The organism is Rhizobium lentis (genome assembly GCF_014200175.1).
Taxonomy (GTDB): domain Bacteria; phylum Pseudomonadota; class Alphaproteobacteria; order Rhizobiales; family Rhizobiaceae; genus Rhizobium; species Rhizobium mulingense.
Window position 1 is genome coordinate 411,252 of record NZ_JACHBD010000003.1, and the last position, 17,245, is coordinate 428,496.

Below are 17,245 nucleotides of genomic sequence, written 5' to 3' on the forward strand. Positions count from 1 at the left end.
AAGCTCCTGTCTGATTTCAGAGGGTCGGCCCGCGCGATAACACGCGGCCCCTCGGCCTTCAACCGCGCGACCTGCCCTGCGCGGCATCCGGACGCATCGCCGCATGGAAGGCCTTGGCATAGGCCGCGAGCCTCTCCGCCCGGTCGGTGCCGTTGACGATGCGGCGCGCATTGACCCAGTCCTCGGTCGTCGCGTTCAAGTGATCGGCAAGTTTGTGGCCGGTAAAGCTGCCCTGCAGCATGCCTTCGATCAGGATCGTCACCGCCGCATCCATTTCCATCGCCCGATCAGGATCGGCAACGAGGTCGATGCCCGTCAGCATGCTCATCGCCTCGTAATTCCGCTTGTGGGTGAGCTGCACCAGTCCACGGCCGAGCCAGCAGCGGCCATTCTCGTCCGGCCGCCAGTAGGGCGCCTTTACCCAGGAAAGCCTGCCTGCGGCAAAGGCTGCCTCCAGGATCTCGACGGCGCGGGTATCGCTTTGCGCCAGCGTCTCGCGGACCGGCTGCATCGTATAGGCGGTCTCGTGGTAAGCGGTTGCGAGGATATAAGCGAGCCATCGGCGATCGGCCTGCGCAAATCGCCTTTCCCAGGCGTCGAGAATCGCCGCAATGCCCTCTACCTGAGGCTGAGTTAGCTCTCCTTTAAAGAGCTCCTGGCGCACCGCATCAAAAAAGAACATCCGATCTATGTGAACAACCATACCGCGCGCCTCGGGAGTCTCGTGGTTAAAACCGTCTTAATCGATTAAAATCTACTTAATCGTTTGAAGTGCCTAAGCCCCTGATTTACACGGCTTTTATCTTGTGCAATTCATTTCGGTGCCCTGAAGCCTTACCACCGCAAGAGGAGACTTCCGATGCAGGCGCCCGCCAATACCCAGACCACCATTCCCCAGCACCTTGTCGACCAGATGGAGAATGAGTGGCGCCAGATTCGCCTTGAGCGCGAGAACAGCCCGCCCGCCCCGGCAGCCTCAACCGCAGCGCCGAGAGATACAGGCAAAGCGGCGCGGATGTAAGGGCTGCCGTCATCGCGTCGCAGCCTCAAGCCGCTTCGCCAACGTTTCCAGCGACCGGGTGAAGACCGCTTCATCTTTGAGCGCCCGCGACAGTACCAGCGCCCCCTGAATGCCGCAGACGCCCTCCTCGGCAAGCGTCTGCGCCTCCCGCTCGGCACACTCCGCCCGCATCAACGCCGAACGCAACGCCTCAATCCAACGGATAAAATAGTCGCCGATCGCCGCCGAAAACCGTTCGCGGGTGCCGTCGAGCGCGAAAGCGCCGACAAGGCAGATGCGGCCGCCGGAGCGGAAATAATCAGCCACGTTGAGCCACATCGCCGCGATCGCCTGACGGGCATCGTCATTTCGCAGCGGCCGATAGACCGCTTCTTCAAACCAGCCATCGATATCGGCGAGCACGGCGCCAGCCATCTCCTCCTTACCGCCCGGGAAGAAGTGATAAAGGCTGCCCTTGCCGATGCCGGTGCGCTCGGTGATGCGGCTGAGCGTGGCGCCCTCATAGCCGAGCTCGCGGAAGATTTCCGCAAGCAGCGGCACGATGTCGGCGCGTTCATAAACGGTCTTCACCGGCTTGAATTCTTCCTGCTCTAGAGGCCGAGCTCAGTCAGACCGGGATGATCGTCCGGACGTCGGCCGAGCGGCCAGTGGTATTTGCGCTCCTTTTCCCGGATGGGCAGATCGTTGATGCAGGCAAAACGGCGCTGCATCAAGCCAGCCGCATCGAATTCCCAATTCTCGTTGCCGTAGGAGCGGAACCAGTTGCCGCTGTCATCGTGCCATTCATAGGCAAAGCGCACGGCAATACGGTTGTCGGTGAAGGCCCAGATCTCCTTGATCAGCCGGTAGTCCAGCTCCTTGGCCCATTTGCGCGTGAGAAAAGCGACGATCTCGGCGCGGCCGGCAATGAATTCGGCGCGGTTCCGCCACCGGCTGTCCGGCGTATAGACGAGCGAGACGCGCTCGGGGTCGCGGCTGTTCCAGCCGTCCTCGGCGAGGCGGACTTTCTGTGTGGCGGTATCGAGGGTGAAAGGCGGAACAAGGCTGGACATGGTGTCTCCTGTACTGGATGGTTATCAGTTTACTGATCGGTACAAGATTTCGCAAGGCTGCATCTGGCGGCGCTCGAGCTTAGACGTCGGAGGTCCACCGCAGCGGCAGCGCATCCGGGCGAAACACGATGTTTTCGGGCGTGAAGTGCCACAGCCTTTCCGCCTTGGGAAAGGCGGCGATCTCAGGCGAATCGAGCAGCACTTCGACTTTGCCGGTCATCTGCAGCATGTCGCCGGTTTCGAAATCGATGAAGACCAGCCCGGCCTTCGGATTGACCAGGAAATTGCCGAGCGTGTTGAAGAAACGATTGCCGGCAAAGTCGGGAACGATCAGCGCGCCGTCGGCGCCGAGATGCACGAAGCCGGCATAGCCGCCGCGATGGGAGACGTCGACCTGCCGCTCGCCATTCTCCCGGTCGACATAGGAGGCGACGAAAAACGTATCGGCGCTCTCGACCATCCGCCTTGCGCGATCGTCGAGGACGTGGGAACGAAGCGGCGGCTGCGCTGTCGGCACATCGGGATCGCGGACGAAGGCGGCGGCGCGCGGCTGGATATATTGCGGACAATTGCCGAAGCTCTGGCCGACGCGCAGGCGGAAGGCGCCGGGATCCGTCCTGCGGATTACGCCATTCAGCCGGTTGCGCCGCCGGGTCTCGAGCTGAATGCCGAGCATCGCGACGGCAGCGCCATCCTCCATGCCGTCATCGGCGGGATCGGCGGGCTCTCGCGGCAGGCTGACTTCAAGCGTCTCCGGCTCCGGCGAGGACATGAAACCCGGCTGCGCGGCCCGCACCGTCGCCCAGACGTCGCCCTTCGCATCGACCGTGCCAAGCACGACGAAAGGCAGCATCGGAAAGAAGGCGCGGTGCTGCTCGGGCATCACCTCGCGGACAAAATTCCGCCCCGGCCCGTCCATGCGCTCGACGACGCCGAGGCTGCGCTGCATGGCAAGTTCACCCCGATGCCAGGGCGATGCGGTTTCTTCTCCTGAGTGCTCCAGCATTACGGCCTCCTTTCGGGCACGATTTTCGATCGGGGATGGATCTCTATGCGGCCAAGCCGATCTTGGTCTTGCGGAAGCCGACGAAACCCGGCAGCGCCTCAATGCGGGCAAGCCAGGCGCGCACGGCCTGATAGGGCGCGGTGTCGACATTGCCCTCCGGCGCATTGGCGATGTAGCTGTAAAGCGCGATATCGGCGATCGTCGGATTGTCGCCGAGCAGGAAGCTGCGGCCGGAGAGCTCCGCCTCAACCAGGGTGAGAACGCGGTGCGCCCGGGCAATCACCTCGTCGGCACGAAAATTGGCGCCGAAGACGGTGACGAGACGGGCGGCGCAAGGTCCGTAGGCGATCTCGCCCGCGGCGACCGAGAGCCATTTCTGGGTCCGCGCCGTTGTCAATATATCCTCCGGCAGCCAGTCGGTGCGGCCATATTTGCGCGCGAGATAGACGAGGATGGCGGCGGAATCGGAAATGACCGCTCCGTCGTCGTCGAGCACCGGCACCTGGCCAAAGGCATTGAGTTTCAGGAATTCCGGAGCCTTATGAGCGCCGGCGGCCAGGTCGACCTCAGCCAGTTCGTAAGGCACGCCGAGCAGCGATAGGAACAGGTGAACCCGGTGCGAATGGCCGGACAGCGGATGATGGTAGAGTTTCATGACGGTTCCTCTGGTGTCTGATGGGCGGGAACAAGGCCACGGCCTTGCGGCGATGGCAGCTTCGAACCATCTGCACGGAATTTACTGCCTTCCAATGAACAGCAGTAGGATGCTATTTCGGAAGGCATGTTCCCAATTGCCGGAAGGATAAAATGGACCGCCTCGACGCAATGAGCGTGCTTCTTGCCGTCGTCGAGCAAGGCAGCCTGTCGGCCGCCTCGCGGCATCTGCGTTCACCGCTTGCAACCGTCAGCCGCAAGGTCTCCGAGCTCGAGGCCCGTCTCGGCGCCAAGCTGCTGCAGAGAAGCAATCGGAAGATCACATTGACCGAGGCCGGACGCTCCTATGTGGAGGCGGCGCGGGAAATTCTTAACCGGGTGGAAGAAGCGGAACGGACGGCCGCCGGCGAATACAGCGCGCCGAAGGGCGAGCTGACGATGACCGCGCCGATCGTTTTCGGGCGGCTGCACGTCCTGCCTGTCGTGGTGGATTTCCTGAAGGCCTATCCCGAGATCAATCTGCGGCTGATGCTCGGCGACCGGCTGTCGAACCTCGTCGAGGATCACATCGACCTGGCGCTGAGGATCGGCACCCTGGCCGACAGCAACCTGATCGCCACGCGGCTCGGCGCGATCCGCCGCACCGTCTATGCCAGCCCGGATTATCTCGCGCGGCACTCGGCACCCCGGCAGCCGGGCGATCTTTCCGCACATGACTGCATCACCTTCGAGAACATGGCCTCGATACGGAGCTGGACCTTCACGGAGGGGAAGCGGGACCTCGCGGTGCCGATCCGCTCACGGCTTGCGGTCAACACCGCCGAGGCCGCCGTCGATGCGGCCGTCGCCGGTCTCGGCATTACGCGCGTGCTCTCCTATCAGGCGGCGCGCGCCGCAGCGGCGGGCCTGCTGGTGCCGCTGCTCCAGGATTTCGAACCGCCGCCGGCACCGGTGCAGCTCGTCTACCCCTCGCAGGGGCTGGTGCCGCTGAAACTGCGGGCGCTCATCGATTTCGCCGCGCCGCGCCTGCGCTCGACGCTGAAATAGACTTCAGGCGAGTTTACCCTCTTCCGCCTTGTAAAAATACTGGCTGGCCACCAGCCAGCCCTTCAGCGGCCTCAGCGGCGGAATGCAGGTAGCGAGCATGAAGGGGCCGGTGACCAGAAGCTGCACCCAGATCGGCGCCGAAAACGCCACCTCCAGCCAGACGCCGAGCAGCACGCTGGGGATGCAGGCGAAGCAAATGACGAAGAAGGCCGGGCCGTCCGCCGGATCGGCGAAGGCATAATCGAGGCCACAGACCTCGCATTGCGGCTGCAGCGTCAAGAAGCCGTTGAACATATGACCCCGGCCGCAACGCGGGCAGCGTCCTCTGACGCCGGTCTGCATTGGAGCAAGTGGGGGATAGTCGGTATCCATGATAACCTCGTCTTCTCTGGCGTGCAGATCAATGCCAATCAATGCCACCCAGATGGATGCATTCAATATAAATACATTACACCTCAATTACCAGTCAACTTGCCAGAATGCCGCAGATCCCGCCGGCTGCCGACCGGGCATCCGCAGGTCTCATATCATCGAAGGGGACGAGACCCGCAGCGGGCCTGAGGCCAAGTTGAAAACTGTCGGGATCAGAAGAACGACGCCGCCATCTCCGGCGGGCCTTCCAGCGCATGGGCCATGAATTCCAGTGCGCCGTGCAGTCTCTCCCGGGTGATCGGGCCGCCCAGGCAGACCCGCACCGCTTCCGGGGCGGCGCCCTCGACGGTGAAGGCATCGCTTGCCACGACGCCGATGCCCGAGGAACGCATATGGCTGCCGAAGGTGGAACGGGTCCAGCCATTGGCGAGCGGCAGCCAGATGTTGAAGCTGATCGGATCGGCGCGGTAGCTGCCGGGCGGCAGGATGGCGGCAACCATCTGCTGGCGGGCGGCGGCCTCGGTGCGGACGAAGCGCAGGATCGCATCGGCCGTGCCGTCCTCGATCCAGCGCGTGGCGAGCGCCATGGTCAAAGGTGAAGCCATGACGTTGTTGGCGCGCATGGCGCTGACGAAAGGCCATCCGGCCTTGCTGTCGGGTGCCACGACATAGGCAAGGCGCAGGCCCGCGCCGAGGCATTTCGCCAGGCCGCCAATATGCCACGTGAGATCCGGCGCCATTGCCGCAAGCGGCGCCGGACCTTGCGATGGAATGAAGCCATAGGCATCGTCCTCGACGACCGGCAGCTGATATCTGCGGGCGACGGCCGCGATTTCCGCGCGCCGGCCGGTTGAAATCGTCAGCGTCATCGGGTTCTGCAGCGTCGGATTGAGATAGAGCGCCTTCGGCTTCAACCGCTCGCAGGCGCTGGCAAGGGCCTCCGGCAGGACCCCGTCCTCGTCCATCGGCAGGCCGGCGAGATTGAGCCGCAGTTGGGCGGCGATCGAGCGCATGCCAGGATAGGTGATGATTTCCGACAGCACGGTTTCGCCCGGCTTTGCCAGCAGGCCGAAGATCGCCAGCAGGGCCGGATGGGCGCCCGGCGTGACGAAGATCCGCTCCTGCGACGGCGTGAGCCCACGGCGGCCGAGCCAGGCGGCGGCGGCGTCCTTGTCCATGCCGGAGCCGCCGAAGCCCTGGTAACGCAGAAGCGGAACGAGATTTGCGGCCACCGCCGACATGCCCTCGCGCATGCCGGCGATCAGTTCCGGATCATCCGGTTCCGGCGGCATGTTCATCGAGAAGTCGACAATCGATGCGCGGCGCGGATCGGGTACGGCGTCAGGCGCGAAGTCCGGCCGCGCCTTGCCAGCGCGGCCGGTGACGAAGGTGCCCCGGCCGACATGCGACTCGACAAGCCCGCGCTTCTGCGCCTCGACATAACCTCTGGCCACGGTGGTGAAATCGACATTCAGCCGCTTGGCGAGGTCGCGCTGCGGCGGCAGCCGGTCTCCAACCGCCAGATGGCCGTTTCGCAGATCCATTTCGATCAGATCGGCAATCGCCATGTAACGCGGGCTGCTGCTGCGGCTGAGATCGGGATGCCAGTCCTTCATGTCATGATCCGTGCCCGTCTGATTCCTGATGGGATTGACTGTATATTGTTGCGCAGCGGCGCTGTCACCCCCGGATATTCCCCGGAATACCTACGCGTGCGGCATGCGTGTGCGGAAATTCCCGTCACGCCAGCCTTGCCGCCACGCCCTCATCTTCTTAACTATTAACAAGGCCCGCCGGCTTTTGGTCTTGCGCGGCGGCGCCCTCGGGATAAAAGCATGAATATCGATCCGATCCTGCGGTCAGTCGTGGCCGTCCGCTCCTCCATACCGGAAGATGCCTTCACGGCGGAGACGCTGGGCACCGTCCGGGAGGGCAGTGGCGTCGTCATTCGCGACAACGGTCTGGTGCTGACCATCGGTTATCTCATCACCGAGGCCGAGGAAGTCTGGCTGACGACCCAGGACGGCCGGGTGGTTCCCGCCCATCCCCTTGCCTATGATCAGGAAAGCGGCTTCGGTCTGGTGCAGGCGCTCGGCGTTCTGAACGCCCCGGCGGTGGATTTCGGCGATGCGGCCGCCGCCAGGCCCGGCGATCCCGTCGTGCTTGCCGATGGAATCGGCGAGTTCGTCCAGGCAAACATCGTCGCCCGGCAGGAGTTCGCCGGCTACTGGGAATACCTGCTGGATGAGGCGATTTTTACCGCACCGGCCCATCCCGCATGGGGCGGGGCAGCGCTGATCGGCGCTGACGGCAAGCTTCTCGGCATCGGTTCGCTTCGCCTGCAGATGAGCCAGGATGGCGAGGTCGCCGATATCAATATGGTCGTGCCGATCGATCTTTTGCCGCCGATCCTCGACGACCTCCTGAACCGCGGTCAGGTCAACAAGCCGCCACGGCCCTGGCTCGGTGCGTTCTCCGCCGAGAGCAATAGCGGCGTGGTGGTGATGAGTGTGGCCGAAGGCGGTCCGGCCGCCCAGGCCGGCCTGCGTCAGGGCGATATCATCTCCGAGATCCGTGACGAAGAGGTCGATGGCCTGGCCGATTTCTACCGCAAGCTCTGGAGCAGTGGCCCGGCCGGCGCCGAGATTCCGATGCGTATCCTGCGCAACGGCCGCGAAGCCTGGCTGCGCGTCAAATCCGCCGACCGCAACAGCTTTCTCAGAAAGCCGCAGCTGCAGTAGGGCCGCACCAGAATCGAAAAAGCCGTTGCGCGAGTATGATCGTCGAGAGGCGCACCGCCTTCCGCCCCCCATTCCGATAAGCGTCAGCTCGTTAAAACAGACCTCAGATCAGCCGGCCATCGTCCGGCGCGCTCGCCGTCCGGCGGCGCGCGGGGGCGTTGTTTGCTTTTCCATGCCGATCGGCCGCCGCCTGAATTTCCTTGCAGCCGTTGCCACCAGCTTCTTCTGCGGGCGGCTGCGGGCCGGCCTTGTTCACGAAACGAATCATTGGTCAGGTCCCGACAGCAAGCGCCGTGGTGCAGCCTTGAACACTTCGGCTGTCGGCAGAAGTCTGCCCGGGCATGGTCGCCCAACCGCCGGCTTCAATGAACTGACGCTGCTTGTAGCCTTCGGTAATCGCCTTGAACTCGATCAATTTAGCGCTTGCGTCCGGCGCCGCATTAAAGCGCTCGACGCAAATTGCGGACGCCAGTTCGCCGCGTGCAATGTCACCGGCGGCTGCTGCCGCTTTGCTCGATGTGCCACCTGTTACCCAACCTCCCCAACTGAACCCGATGACCATCGTGGCGATTGCCGTGACGAGGCAGGCCCAGACGAGAAGCGTCTTGGATGGCTGGTAACTGTCGAAACGCTGGCTGATTGATGTCTTGCTGCTGCTCTGCACGGACATTGGAACTCTCCTTGTCTACTTCGGGTTTGCCGTCCGGCGACGCCGGATCGGTTCGGGCTTTCAGTATCCCATGTCGCCCATGCCGCCATTTCCGACTGCGGGCGCAGAATTTCTTGCTGGAATGTCGGCGATCATCACCTCGGCGGTGATCAACAGCGCCGCGATCGAGCCGGCGTCCTGCAGAGCAGTGCGCACGACCTTGGCGGGATCGACGATGCCGGCCTCGACCATATCGACATAGGTCTCGGTCTGTGCGTCGAAGCCCTGATTGTGATCATTGCTGCCGGCGAGTCTTCCGACGATGATCGAGCCCTCGAACCCGGCATTCTCGGCGATCTGCCGGATCGGGGCTTCGAGCGCTCTGAGCACGATCGACATGCCGGCCGTCACGTCGGCGTTCTCCCCAACCATTCCCGTCAGCGCCGACTTCGCGCGCAATAGAGCCACGCCGCCGCCGGGCACGATGCCCTCTTCGACCGCCGCACGGGTGGCGTTCAGCGCGTCGTCGATGCGGTCCTTCTTTTCCTTGACCTCCGTCTCGGTTGCGCCGCCGACGCGGATGACCGCGACGCCGCCGGCGAGTTTCGCCAGGCGCTCCTGCAGCTTTTCCTTGTCGTAATCGGAAGTGGTCTCCTCAATCTGCGCCTTGATCTGCTGAATGCGCGCCTGGATGGCCGCTTTCTCGCCGGAGCCGTCGATGATCGTGGTGCTGTCCTTTTCGACCAGCACGCGCTTGGCGCGGCCGAGCATATCGAGCGTGACGTTCTCGAGCTTGATGCCGAGATCCTCGGAGATCATCTGGCCTGATGTGAGCACGGCAATGTCTTCCAGCATGGCCTTACGGCGGTCCCCGAAGCCCGGCGCCTTGACGGCCGCGACCTTCAGGCCGCCGCGCAGCTTGTTGACAACCAGAGTCGCCAGTGCCTCGCCTTCGACGTCCTCCGAGATGAGCAGAAGCGGCTTGCCGGTCTGCACAACGGCCTCCAGAATGGGCAGCAGCGCCTGCAGACTACCAAGCTTTTTCTCGTGCAGGAGGATGTAAGGGTCCTCCAATTCCACGCGCATCTTCTCAGTATTGGTGACGAAATAGGGCGAGAGGTACCCACGGTCGAACTGCATACCCTCGACGACGTCGAGTTCGGTCTCGGCGGTCCGCGCCTCTTCCACGGTGATGACGCCCTCATTGCCGACCTTGTCCATCGCCATGGCGATCATCTCGCCAACGGCGGCGTCGCCATTGGCGGCAATGGTGCCGACCTGCGCGATCTCACCTGATGATTTGACCTTCCTCGCCCGCGCCTGAATCTCCTTGACGATAGCGGTAACACCGAGATCGATGCCGCGCCTGAGATCCATAGGATTCATGCCGGCCGCGACGAGCTTTGCGCCCTCACGAAAAATGGAGGCGGCGAGCACCGTCGCCGTCGTCGTGCCGTCGCCGGCAAGATCATTGGTCTTCGAAGCTACCTCGCGCACCATTTGCGCGCCCATGTTCTCGAACTTGTCGGCGAGCTCGATCTCCTTGGCGACGGTGACGCCGTCCTTGGTAATGCGCGGCGCGCCATAGGCCTTGTCGATGACAACGTTGCGGCCCTTCGGACCAAGCGTCACCTTGACGGCATTGTTGAGTAATTCGACGCCACGCAGCAAATGATCGCGTGCATCGGTGGAGAATCTGATTTCCTTGGCAGACATGAGTTCTATCCAGTTCGGTCTTGAGATGAGGGTCGGAAATCCGACCGTCACGCGGCTTTGTCGGCGGCCGCCTCGGTCTTTTCCACGATGCCCATGATGAAGGCCTCCTTCATGATCAGGAGGGTCTGGCCATTGATCGTGACCTCCGTCCCCGACCATTTTCCAAACAGGATCAGATCACCGACCTTGACATCGAGCGGGGCTAGATTGCCGCTTTGGTCACGCAGGCCAGGGCCGACTGCAACCACTTCGCCTTCCTGCGGCTTTTCCTTGGCGGCGTCTGCAATGATAATCCCGCCCTTGGATGTGACATCGCCTTCTGCACGCCGAATGACGACGCGGTCGTGATGGGAACGGAATTTCATTGAGGTCTTTCTGCTGCCGGCGCGTATGGCGGCCGCAATCCATAAATAGCACTCGTGGCACTCGATTGATAGGAGTGCCAAGAAATATTGTTCATGGCAGGAAATTTTTCGAAAAAATCCCGAAATCAATCCAACCTGATATTTTGTAAAAAACAGAAATTACGCGCCATCACGCTCCATTTTTATTCGCCATAGCAGAGAATTAATTCAGTGTTTTTCATAAGAAATCCGAATTTAACTTGATTTAAACTCCATCAAGGCGTAACGATAGGCCTCGTCGATTTGGCCGACTTGGCTTCGCGGCGTCAGAGACCTACGACCCGCCATACACCACCGAATTCTCGATAGCGAATATGTGACGTCGTTCCGGCGTGCATTCGCTTGTTCCGATCCGGATGAACCTGGCGTTAACCGCGGATGTACCGGCAGCGTCGCGTTCGTCCGGTTCGGATTTCAACGCTAGAGGAAACGCATCGGCGTATTCCTGGGAAGGCCTCAGCCATGACAAGTCGCACCACACAAACCGTCGTCCGTTTTTCATCTCCATTCCGCCTGCCGGGTTTCGATAAGGCACAGCCAGCCGGAGAATACCGCATCGATTACGATGAGGAATTGATCGAAGGCGTCTCCAGGCTCGCCTGGATGCGGGTCGGCGCCTTCATCCACCTGCCGGCGATCGCCGCGCAGAGTTCGACGCAGCAGATGATGCCCATCCAACCATCAGATCTCGAAACGGCACTCGAAAAGGACCACCAGCAATTATGACCGCAACGCGCATCCCGCAACGCACTGGACGCTCGATCCGACGCGAGGCAGCAACACACATCCTCAAGGTGGGGCAGACCGTCCGGTTGAAGGACGGGTTCTTGGTAGTAGTTCACTCCAAGCTTCCCGAAGTCTACCGCATTACCGCAACGCTGCCTCTGAGAGGCAATGTGCCGCAATACCGCATGCGCAGTGACGACGAGCGTCATGAGCGGGTTGCGACGGAAGATAGCCTGGAGCCGGTATATCTATCGCCCGCCGGGAGCGGCGCAACACTGATCGAGAGGACGTTTGGCCATGGCCACGGCCCGAAAGATGGAAGGTTGACATCGTGAAGAGCCATGGTGACGAAACTGAACGACGAAATGCCTCTGCACTCGGGGAATGGGAAAACAAGGGTGGCGCCCCCGGCCGCTACTCCATGGACATCGAACGCGACCGCCGGATCGTGCGCATCCGTTCTTCGACCGTCTATCATGCCTCTGCGAGCCTCCCGGCACACGCGGACCACGACGCAATCAGCGGGAGCCGAGCGGAGGCCGGCAACGAGATGGTGGCCTTCAATCTTCTCAACATAAGGTACCGGAGGGAGTGGATCAGACTGTCGAACGCTGCCGGGAGTGCTCTTGAGAACTCGCCGGTTCAACCATGGCGCTAGCCTTTCTCAATCCAAGCCGCAGCTTCGATACGGCCAGAAATGCCGTGCGCTTCGTCGGCCATGATGGAATGTTCGAGGTGTTGTTCTTTGTCGAGGTTGGCGCTCTGGGGAAATCCGACACCGCATTGCAAAGCAGCGGGGTCTCGGAAACGAGGTGGCTTTCGTCTTTCGACGCCCTGCGCACCTCCATTCATGACGCAGCACACAAAGCCTACTCCCACCGCCGCCGCCCCACCTATACTCTGACTGCGGCGGATTTCCGCTAGGCGGATCCGGACACGCGAGGAACCCTCCATGCTGATCCGTTACGGCTATGAAATTACCTTGACCTGCCCGCAGCCGACTGCCTTGGTATGTTTGTTGTCGGTCCATGAGGATCGTGCAGCCGACATCAGAATTCCGGAAACGGTGTTCACCACGCCCGATGTTCCCACGTCGACTTATCGCGACCTTTTCGGCAACCGCTGCCTTCGGCTGGTTGCCCCGACGGGCGATCTGACGCTATGGGGCGATGCGACCATCGAAGACGACGGCGAGCTGGACAGATCGCTGCCGGAGGCGAGGGAACTCCCGGTTTCGGAGTTGCCGGATGATTGCCTCGTCTATCTGATGGGCAGCCGCTATTGCGAGACGGATCGGCTCAGTCAAATCGCCTGGGACATGTTCGGCACCATCTCCCCGGGCTGGGGCCGCGTTCAAGCGATTTGCGACTTCGTTGAAGGCCATATCCAGTTCGACTACATGCAGGCGCGATCGACGCGGACAGCCTTCGAGGCGTTCCACGAACGCGTCGGCGTCTGTCGCGACTTTGCGCATCTCGCGGTGGCCTTGTGCCGTTGCCTCAACATTCCTGCCCGATATATCAATGGCCATCTCGGTGACATCGGAATTCCCGTCTTCGACCCGATGGACTTCAGCGCCTGGATGGAAGTCTTCCTTGACGGTGCATGGCATACATTCGATCCGCGCAACAACACGCCGCGGATCGGTCGTATCATCGTCGCGCGTGGACGCGACGCTGCCGACATCCCGCTCATCAACTCGTTCGGACCACATGTACTGAAGGCGTTTCGAGTCTGGACCTACGAGGTGACAAACCTGCAGCAGATGCCAGGCGCCGCTGAGGGAGCTCTTTAGCCGGGCCTGGGCGGATGCGGCGCGATGTCCAGCGCGGCTTTGCCGCTGGCGACAGCAGTGCCAGCACTGCCTCCCATATGGCCCTGACCCGAACTCCGCCCCGAAAATCGCGTGACAGCGTCGCTCGCCTTGTCTTAACTAGGGCATTGCCGGTACAGGCCAGACTTGCACTGGGAGCAGGCGTTGATATCTTCGGGTGAGGACCGCGTGAGATGAAAACATTGGTCATAGGCGTAGCCGGAATGGCCGGCGATCCTGTGACACATGCCTCAGAACAGCTGCTGAAAAATCTTGGCGTCGAGCCATCTTTAATGTGAGCAGTCCTTCGGGACCGAATTAGGGAGTTCGCAGTTCATGTTCGATCATGTCTCCATCGGCGTCAAAGACCTCGAAAGAGCCCGCCGTTTCTATGATGCGGCGCTGGAGCCGCTCGGGTACGAGCGTCTGTCCAATTCCGATGGCGTGATCGGCTACGGCCCGGAGGAGGTCGGCCTTTGGGTGATACAGGCCGAGCATCCCGTTGTCGCCGACATGCAGTCCGGGCTGCATTTCTGCTTCGTCGCCCCGAACGAGGCCGCTGTCGACGCCTTTCACGCGGCGGCTATCGCTTCCGGCGGCACCGACAATGGCGAACCGGGCATCCGGCCGGATTACGGCCGCTTCTATTACGCCGCCTTCGTCATCGATCCCGATGGCTACCGCCTCGAAGCATATTTCCACAAGGGTGAGATATAGCGGGCTTCGAATTTCGAGCAATTCCGAACGAAAAACCGCTTCGCCTCCTTCCAGATCGGCGGCGGCATCGTCCTTGCGGCCGCTTCGGCGGTGTTCGGCACCGCGCCGAATTTCGGCTGGGAGATCGCCATCACCCTGCTTGCAGACGCAGCTCCGAGGACATCGGCTGTCCGGAGGCCCACCTATCAGGCGGCGGAATGACCGTTGCGCCCGCACCTTATCGGTGCGGGCTCTTCATAAGAAAAAACGAATATTCACAGCAAAAATCCCATTGCCTTGCCCCGGCGAAAGGCGCATGGTTTCGCCTCGGCAGGCATTGAACGGGCGCTGCCGACTGAGGGATATGAATACCTTTGCCCCGACGAAAGGAGGACCGATGTCTTCCACTTGCAAGAAGCCATACCTGACCTCGTCCGATCTCGACATGCTTCAGTCCGTACTCGACAATGCGGGCTACGAGGCCAGGATCGCGACCGACGACGGCAAGAGCTGTAATGTCGCAGCGATGCTGCTCATCAAGCTGTTTCAGGAGGGCGTAACGTCGCCCGCCATGCTTTCGCAGGCGCTCGAACACTACTTCGGCAAGCTGAAAACGCCGCCGAAACCAGTCACTCCGGTTTACGACCGTTATGCGATCCAGGGATTGCCCAGCGACAGGCGCAAGACAAACCTCAAACCCGGCGCGCGAACCTGAAAACGCGCGTAAGATTCGTCTGAACAGGAGATCGATCGATGGCAAAAGGTCAGCTGAGAAGCAATCGCGAGGCTCGCAAACCGAAGAAGGACAAGCTGGCGCCGAAGATGGCAGGCACCTTCGCCGGCCAAATGAAGGCCGCGACCCAGGCCGCCCCGCACGGAAGCAGCGCGCCGAAGAAATAAGCTCGCATAGGGCCCTCGGGTGAATCGCCCCTCGCCGCCTCCATGACAAACGCAAGTCGGGATCGATTTGCGTAATGGGTGATGTATGGGTAAAAGCGGCAGGCGTCCTGCGGGGACGCGCGATCAGCGATGATCGTGTTTTGGAAAAGCCGGAAGGTGCCACAGAGCATGAATCCTCTTCAAATAATCAACCGCCTCGGCGATCCGTCGAGCGTCGCAGCATTTTGCGACGATATTTCGTGATCGAACGCGCGCACCGCTTCGAGAGCGAGGAAATCCGGCTTGCCGTCTTGGACGAGCCTTGTGAAAATCCGCAGAAACCTGCGGCACCGTCGGCACCTTTCGCCGAAAAAGCCTGGTTGAAGATCCTCGCAGGATATCGCCAGCCGAGGGCCACACGCAGTGCCTTTGAACTGGCCGTCACAGCTATTCCCTTTGCGCTGTTCTGGGCCGCCGCATGGGCGGCCGTTCGTTACGGCTTTTTGCCGGGCCTGATCCTCGTCGTTCCGGCGGCCGCTTTCCTGCTCAGGCTGTTCATGATCCAGCATGATTGCGGCCACGGCTCATTTTTCGCCCGCCGCCGCCTCGACGACTGGGTCGGGCGCACGATCGGCATATTGACGCTGACGCCTTACGACTACTGGCGTCGGGCGCATGCGGAACATCACGCCTCGGCCGGAAACCTCGACGAGCGCGGCGTTGGCGACATTGAGACACTGACGATCGCCGAATATAACGCGCTGTCCCGCCGGGGGCGGCTTGCCTACCGGCTTTACCGGCACCCAGCCGTCATGTTCGGGATCGGGCCGGCATGGCTGTTCATCTTCAAGCAGCGCCTGCCCTTCGGCATGATGCGCTCCGGCCCCCTGCCCTGGATCTCGACCATGGCGACCAACCTTGCCATCGCTCTGGCCGCCGCCCTCTTGATCTGGGCGGGTGGGATCGTTCCCTTCCTGCTGGTCCACCTGCCGATCGTGCTTCTGGCAGGAGCCGCTGGCGTCTGGCTGTTCTATGTCCAGCACCAGTTCGAGGAAACGCACTGGTCGAAGAAACCTGACTGGCAGTTCCAGCATGCGGCGCTTCACGGTGCTTCGCATTACGACCTGCCGCCGATTCTACGCTGGGTCACCGGCAATATCGGCATCCACCATGTGCATCATCTGGCGAGCCGGGTGCCTTATTATCGGCTGCCGGAGGTGCTGAGGGACCATCCCGAGCTGGCAGATATCGGCCGCATCACGCTCATGGAAAGCCTGCGCTGCGTCAAGCTCGTGCTCTGGGACGAACAGACGAAGCGGCTGGTGTCTTTTCGTGACGTGGCGCGGCTCAAAGCCGCCAGCTAGAGCATGACGCCGAAGCGCTTCGCATCAAATTTGATTCATGCGACGCGCTTTAGCCCATTGTTTTGATGCATGTCGTTGTCCCGGAACCGCCGCGCACTGCCGGGCGACCTGCATCAGGCCGTCCGGGCCTAAGTCACCCTGTTCTGAAGGCGCTCATCGATAGCCGGTCACATCCGCCGGCTTGCCCGGTTCCTGCACTTCCACCAGGTAGCGCCAGCAATCCGGCCGGGAACCGTCGATGTCGTCGAAGTCGTAGATCTTGGCCAGCCCGCCGCTCGACAGCGACTGACCGTTCCAGCGGGCGCGATCGGGATCGGCGGCGATGGCCGCCACCGCGCGGCCGACGAAGCGCGGCGTTTCGGAAATGGCGAAATGCGGCTGGACCTTGGTCGCGTCGCGCCAGTTCGCCTCGCTGACGCCATAGGCATCCAGCATCATTTCGGAGCGCAGCCAGCCGGGGGTGATCGAGACGGCGGTGGCGCCGTGTTTCGCCAGGTCTTGGGCATGCGCCCAGGCCATGCGAATAACGCTTGTTTTGACCAGGTCGTAAAAGGGCGACAGTCGGTAATGCGCGGCGTTGTATTCTGCCGTGCCGTCGGTCACCTCGACCAAGAGCCCGCCCGGCCGTTCGATCATTAGCGCCAGCGCGTAGTGGGCGGTGATCAGATGAGTCTCGATGCCGAGTTGCAGCATGCGCAACCCCTTGTCCAGCGAATGCTCCCAGACGGGTTTGTCCCATTCGAACAGCTTCTCGCAGCCCCAGATGTCGTTGACGAGAATATCGAGCCTTCCGGTTTCCCCCCGGATGCGCGCGACCAGCGCCTCGACTTCATGGGCGACCAGATGATCGACCTGCACGGCAATGCCCCTGCCGCCCGCCGCCGTCACCAGCTCGGCCGCCTCCTCGATCGTTTCCGGCCTGGCATATTCGGATTGACGGGCGCGTGTCGTGCGCCCAGTCACATAAACCGTTGCGCCGGCGGCGCCGAGTTCCACCGCAATACCGCGGCCCGCGCCGCGCGTCGCACCCGCCACCAACGCCACTTTCTCCCGCAAGTCCGCTGTCATTTCGCTTTCCTCCGCGTTAGAACCCAAAAATCGCCTA

Annotated in this window: 21 protein-coding genes and 3 pseudogenes; 12 read left to right on the forward strand and 12 right to left on the reverse strand. The window is 62.0% G+C overall.

The genetic code is table 11. The features are described from left to right. Window positions 1–29: 29 nt before the first annotated feature. Window positions 30–703, reverse strand: a pseudogene (locus GGI60_RS10120) (hypothetical protein); the annotation flags it as partial. Between the two features lie 156 nt (window positions 704–859). Here GGI60_RS10120 and GGI60_RS10125 point away from each other — a divergent pair. Beyond that, the gene (locus GGI60_RS10125; RefSeq protein ID WP_183915498.1) at window positions 860–1,021 is read left to right on the forward strand and encodes a hypothetical protein; all 162 of its coding nucleotides are present in this window, start codon (window positions 860–862) and stop codon (window positions 1,019–1,021) included. A 9-nt stretch (window positions 1,022–1,030) separates the two neighbouring features. Here the strand turns inward: GGI60_RS10125 and GGI60_RS10130 are convergent, their stop codons facing one another. From GGI60_RS10130 to GGI60_RS10145, 4 genes are all read right to left on the reverse strand, one after another. After that, window positions 1,031–1,591 carry a TetR/AcrR family transcriptional regulator gene (locus GGI60_RS10130; protein WP_183915296.1) on the reverse strand — a complete coding sequence of 187 codons (561 nt, stop codon included), beginning with the start codon at window positions 1,589–1,591 and terminating at the stop codon, window positions 1,031–1,033. A gap of 20 nt (window positions 1,592–1,611) precedes the next feature. After that, window positions 1,612–2,073, reverse strand: coding sequence for a DUF1348 family protein (locus GGI60_RS10135; RefSeq protein ID WP_183915298.1), 462 nt, complete (start codon window positions 2,071–2,073; stop codon window positions 1,612–1,614). Window positions 2,074–2,152: 79 nt separating this feature from the next. Continuing rightward, window positions 2,153–3,079, reverse strand: coding sequence for a pyridoxamine 5'-phosphate oxidase family protein (locus tag GGI60_RS10140; RefSeq protein ID WP_183915300.1), 927 nt, complete (start codon window positions 3,077–3,079; stop codon window positions 2,153–2,155). Window positions 3,080–3,122: 43 nt separating this feature from the next. After that, a complete protein-coding gene (locus GGI60_RS10145) occupies window positions 3,123–3,734 on the reverse strand; it encodes a glutathione S-transferase family protein (protein ID WP_183915302.1) in 612 nt (203 codons plus the stop codon). A gap of 152 nt (window positions 3,735–3,886) precedes the next feature. Here GGI60_RS10145 and GGI60_RS10150 point away from each other — a divergent pair, with 152 nt between their 5' ends. Beyond that, complete coding sequence (locus GGI60_RS10150; RefSeq protein ID WP_183915304.1) at window positions 3,887–4,780, forward strand: LysR family transcriptional regulator; 894 nt, start codon at window positions 3,887–3,889, stop codon at window positions 4,778–4,780. 3 nt (window positions 4,781–4,783) lie between these two features. Here the strand turns inward: GGI60_RS10150 and GGI60_RS10155 are convergent, their stop codons facing one another. Next, a complete protein-coding gene (locus tag GGI60_RS10155) occupies window positions 4,784–5,152 on the reverse strand; it encodes a DUF983 domain-containing protein (protein WP_183915306.1) in 369 nt (122 codons plus the stop codon). A 212-nt stretch (window positions 5,153–5,364) separates the two neighbouring features. Then, window positions 5,365–6,768, reverse strand: coding sequence for a PLP-dependent aminotransferase family protein (locus GGI60_RS10160; protein ID WP_183934458.1), 1,404 nt, complete (start codon window positions 6,766–6,768; stop codon window positions 5,365–5,367). A gap of 219 nt (window positions 6,769–6,987) precedes the next feature. Between GGI60_RS10160 and GGI60_RS10165 the strand changes: the two genes are divergently transcribed. Next, complete coding sequence (locus GGI60_RS10165; RefSeq protein WP_183915310.1) at window positions 6,988–7,893, forward strand: S1C family serine protease; 906 nt, start codon at window positions 6,988–6,990, stop codon at window positions 7,891–7,893. Between the two features lie 103 nt (window positions 7,894–7,996). Here GGI60_RS10165 and GGI60_RS10170 read toward each other — a convergent pair whose 3' ends face one another. The 4 genes from GGI60_RS10170 to groES are packed head-to-tail and all read right to left on the reverse strand — an operon-like array spanning window position 7,997 to window position 10,623. Further along, window positions 7,997–8,161 (reverse strand): hypothetical protein, encoded by a 165-nt coding sequence (locus GGI60_RS10170; RefSeq protein ID WP_183915312.1) that lies wholly within the window; start codon window positions 8,159–8,161, stop codon window positions 7,997–7,999. 3 nt (window positions 8,162–8,164) lie between these two features. Continuing rightward, window positions 8,165–8,563 carry a hypothetical protein gene (locus GGI60_RS10175; RefSeq protein ID WP_183915314.1) on the reverse strand — a complete coding sequence of 133 codons (399 nt, stop codon included), beginning with the start codon at window positions 8,561–8,563 and terminating at the stop codon, window positions 8,165–8,167. A 60-nt stretch (window positions 8,564–8,623) separates the two neighbouring features. Beyond that, window positions 8,624–10,258 carry a chaperonin GroEL gene (gene groL, locus GGI60_RS10180; RefSeq protein WP_183915316.1) on the reverse strand — a complete coding sequence of 545 codons (1,635 nt, stop codon included), beginning with the start codon at window positions 10,256–10,258 and terminating at the stop codon, window positions 8,624–8,626. 47 nt (window positions 10,259–10,305) lie between these two features. Further along, a complete protein-coding gene (gene groES / locus GGI60_RS10185) occupies window positions 10,306–10,623 on the reverse strand; it encodes a co-chaperone GroES (protein WP_183915318.1) in 318 nt (105 codons plus the stop codon). A 501-nt stretch (window positions 10,624–11,124) separates the two neighbouring features. On the opposite strand from groES, the gene GGI60_RS10190 reads away from it, so the two are divergent. From GGI60_RS10190 to GGI60_RS10225, 9 genes and pseudogenes are all read left to right on the forward strand, one after another. After that, the gene (locus GGI60_RS10190; RefSeq protein ID WP_183915320.1) at window positions 11,125–11,388 is read left to right on the forward strand and encodes a hypothetical protein; all 264 of its coding nucleotides are present in this window, start codon (window positions 11,125–11,127) and stop codon (window positions 11,386–11,388) included. After that, the gene (locus GGI60_RS31930) at window positions 11,385–11,723 is read left to right on the forward strand and encodes a hypothetical protein (RefSeq protein ID WP_183942376.1); all 339 of its coding nucleotides are present in this window, start codon (window positions 11,385–11,387) and stop codon (window positions 11,721–11,723) included. Before GGI60_RS10190 ends, GGI60_RS31930 begins: the two co-directional genes overlap by 4 nt. A 313-nt stretch (window positions 11,724–12,036) precedes the next feature. Next, window positions 12,037–12,312 (forward strand): DUF1488 domain-containing protein, encoded by a 276-nt coding sequence (locus GGI60_RS10195; RefSeq protein WP_183915321.1) that lies wholly within the window; start codon window positions 12,037–12,039, stop codon window positions 12,310–12,312. Window positions 12,313–12,340: 28 nt separating this feature from the next. After that, window positions 12,341–13,183 carry a transglutaminase family protein gene (locus GGI60_RS10200; protein ID WP_183915323.1) on the forward strand — a complete coding sequence of 281 codons (843 nt, stop codon included), beginning with the start codon at window positions 12,341–12,343 and terminating at the stop codon, window positions 13,181–13,183. 354 nt (window positions 13,184–13,537) lie between these two features. Beyond that, complete coding sequence (locus GGI60_RS10205; RefSeq protein WP_183915325.1) at window positions 13,538–13,918, forward strand: VOC family protein; 381 nt, start codon at window positions 13,538–13,540, stop codon at window positions 13,916–13,918. A gap of 39 nt (window positions 13,919–13,957) precedes the next feature. Then, window positions 13,958–14,119 (forward strand): annotated as a pseudogene (locus tag GGI60_RS10210) (MFS transporter); the annotation flags it as partial. Window positions 14,120–14,194: 75 nt separating this feature from the next. Next, window positions 14,195–14,612: pseudogene (locus tag GGI60_RS10215) on the forward strand (hypothetical protein). 38 nt (window positions 14,613–14,650) lie between these two features. Next, window positions 14,651–14,797, forward strand: a complete 147-nt coding sequence (locus GGI60_RS10220; RefSeq protein WP_170961464.1) for a hypothetical protein — start codon at window positions 14,651–14,653, stop codon at window positions 14,795–14,797. Between the two features lie 290 nt (window positions 14,798–15,087). After that, window positions 15,088–16,140, forward strand: a complete 1,053-nt coding sequence (locus tag GGI60_RS10225; RefSeq protein WP_183915484.1) for a fatty acid desaturase — start codon at window positions 15,088–15,090, stop codon at window positions 16,138–16,140. Between the two features lie 153 nt (window positions 16,141–16,293). On the opposite strand, the gene GGI60_RS10230 is transcribed toward GGI60_RS10225, so the two are convergent. Beyond that, window positions 16,294–17,208: an SDR family oxidoreductase gene (locus GGI60_RS10230; protein WP_183915329.1), complete on the reverse strand. Its 915-nt coding sequence runs from the start codon at window positions 17,206–17,208 to the stop codon at window positions 16,294–16,296. Window positions 17,209–17,245 lie beyond the last annotated feature (37 nt).

What these genes read in the sequence shown, in the direction of transcription:
- GGI60_RS10125 (WP_183915498.1), top strand. Translation starts at nt 860, where the DNA reads ATGCAGGCGCCCGCCAATACCCAGACCACCATTCCCCAGCACCTTGTC.
- GGI60_RS10135 (WP_183915298.1), bottom strand. Translation starts at nt 2,073, where the DNA reads ATGTCCAGCCTTGTTCCGCCTTTCACCCTCGATACCGCCACACAGAAA.
- GGI60_RS10140 (WP_183915300.1), bottom strand. Translation starts at nt 3,079, where the DNA reads ATGCTGGAGCACTCAGGAGAAGAAACCGCATCGCCCTGGCATCGGGGT.
- GGI60_RS10145 (WP_183915302.1), bottom strand. Translation starts at nt 3,734, where the DNA reads ATGAAACTCTACCATCATCCGCTGTCCGGCCATTCGCACCGGGTTCAC.
- GGI60_RS10150 (WP_183915304.1), top strand. Translation starts at nt 3,887, where the DNA reads ATGGACCGCCTCGACGCAATGAGCGTGCTTCTTGCCGTCGTCGAGCAA.
- GGI60_RS10155 (WP_183915306.1), bottom strand. Translation starts at nt 5,152, where the DNA reads ATGGATACCGACTATCCCCCACTTGCTCCAATGCAGACCGGCGTCAGA.
- GGI60_RS10160 (WP_183934458.1), bottom strand. Translation starts at nt 6,768, where the DNA reads ATGAAGGACTGGCATCCCGATCTCAGCCGCAGCAGCAGCCCGCGTTAC.
- GGI60_RS10165 (WP_183915310.1), top strand. Translation starts at nt 6,988, where the DNA reads ATGAATATCGATCCGATCCTGCGGTCAGTCGTGGCCGTCCGCTCCTCC.
- GGI60_RS10170 (WP_183915312.1), bottom strand. Translation starts at nt 8,161, where the DNA reads ATGATTCGTTTCGTGAACAAGGCCGGCCCGCAGCCGCCCGCAGAAGAA.
- GGI60_RS10175 (WP_183915314.1), bottom strand. Translation starts at nt 8,563, where the DNA reads ATGTCCGTGCAGAGCAGCAGCAAGACATCAATCAGCCAGCGTTTCGAC.
- groL (WP_183915316.1), bottom strand. Translation starts at nt 10,258, where the DNA reads ATGTCTGCCAAGGAAATCAGATTCTCCACCGATGCACGCGATCATTTG.
- groES (WP_183915318.1), bottom strand. Translation starts at nt 10,623, where the DNA reads ATGAAATTCCGTTCCCATCACGACCGCGTCGTCATTCGGCGTGCAGAA.
- GGI60_RS10190 (WP_183915320.1), top strand. Translation starts at nt 11,125, where the DNA reads ATGACAAGTCGCACCACACAAACCGTCGTCCGTTTTTCATCTCCATTC.
- GGI60_RS31930 (WP_183942376.1), top strand. Translation starts at nt 11,385, where the DNA reads ATGACCGCAACGCGCATCCCGCAACGCACTGGACGCTCGATCCGACGC.
- GGI60_RS10195 (WP_183915321.1), top strand. Translation starts at nt 12,037, where the DNA reads ATGGCGCTAGCCTTTCTCAATCCAAGCCGCAGCTTCGATACGGCCAGA.
- GGI60_RS10200 (WP_183915323.1), top strand. Translation starts at nt 12,341, where the DNA reads ATGCTGATCCGTTACGGCTATGAAATTACCTTGACCTGCCCGCAGCCG.
- GGI60_RS10205 (WP_183915325.1), top strand. Translation starts at nt 13,538, where the DNA reads ATGTTCGATCATGTCTCCATCGGCGTCAAAGACCTCGAAAGAGCCCGC.
- GGI60_RS10220 (WP_170961464.1), top strand. Translation starts at nt 14,651, where the DNA reads ATGGCAAAAGGTCAGCTGAGAAGCAATCGCGAGGCTCGCAAACCGAAG.
- GGI60_RS10230 (WP_183915329.1), bottom strand. Translation starts at nt 17,208, where the DNA reads ATGACAGCGGACTTGCGGGAGAAAGTGGCGTTGGTGGCGGGTGCGACG.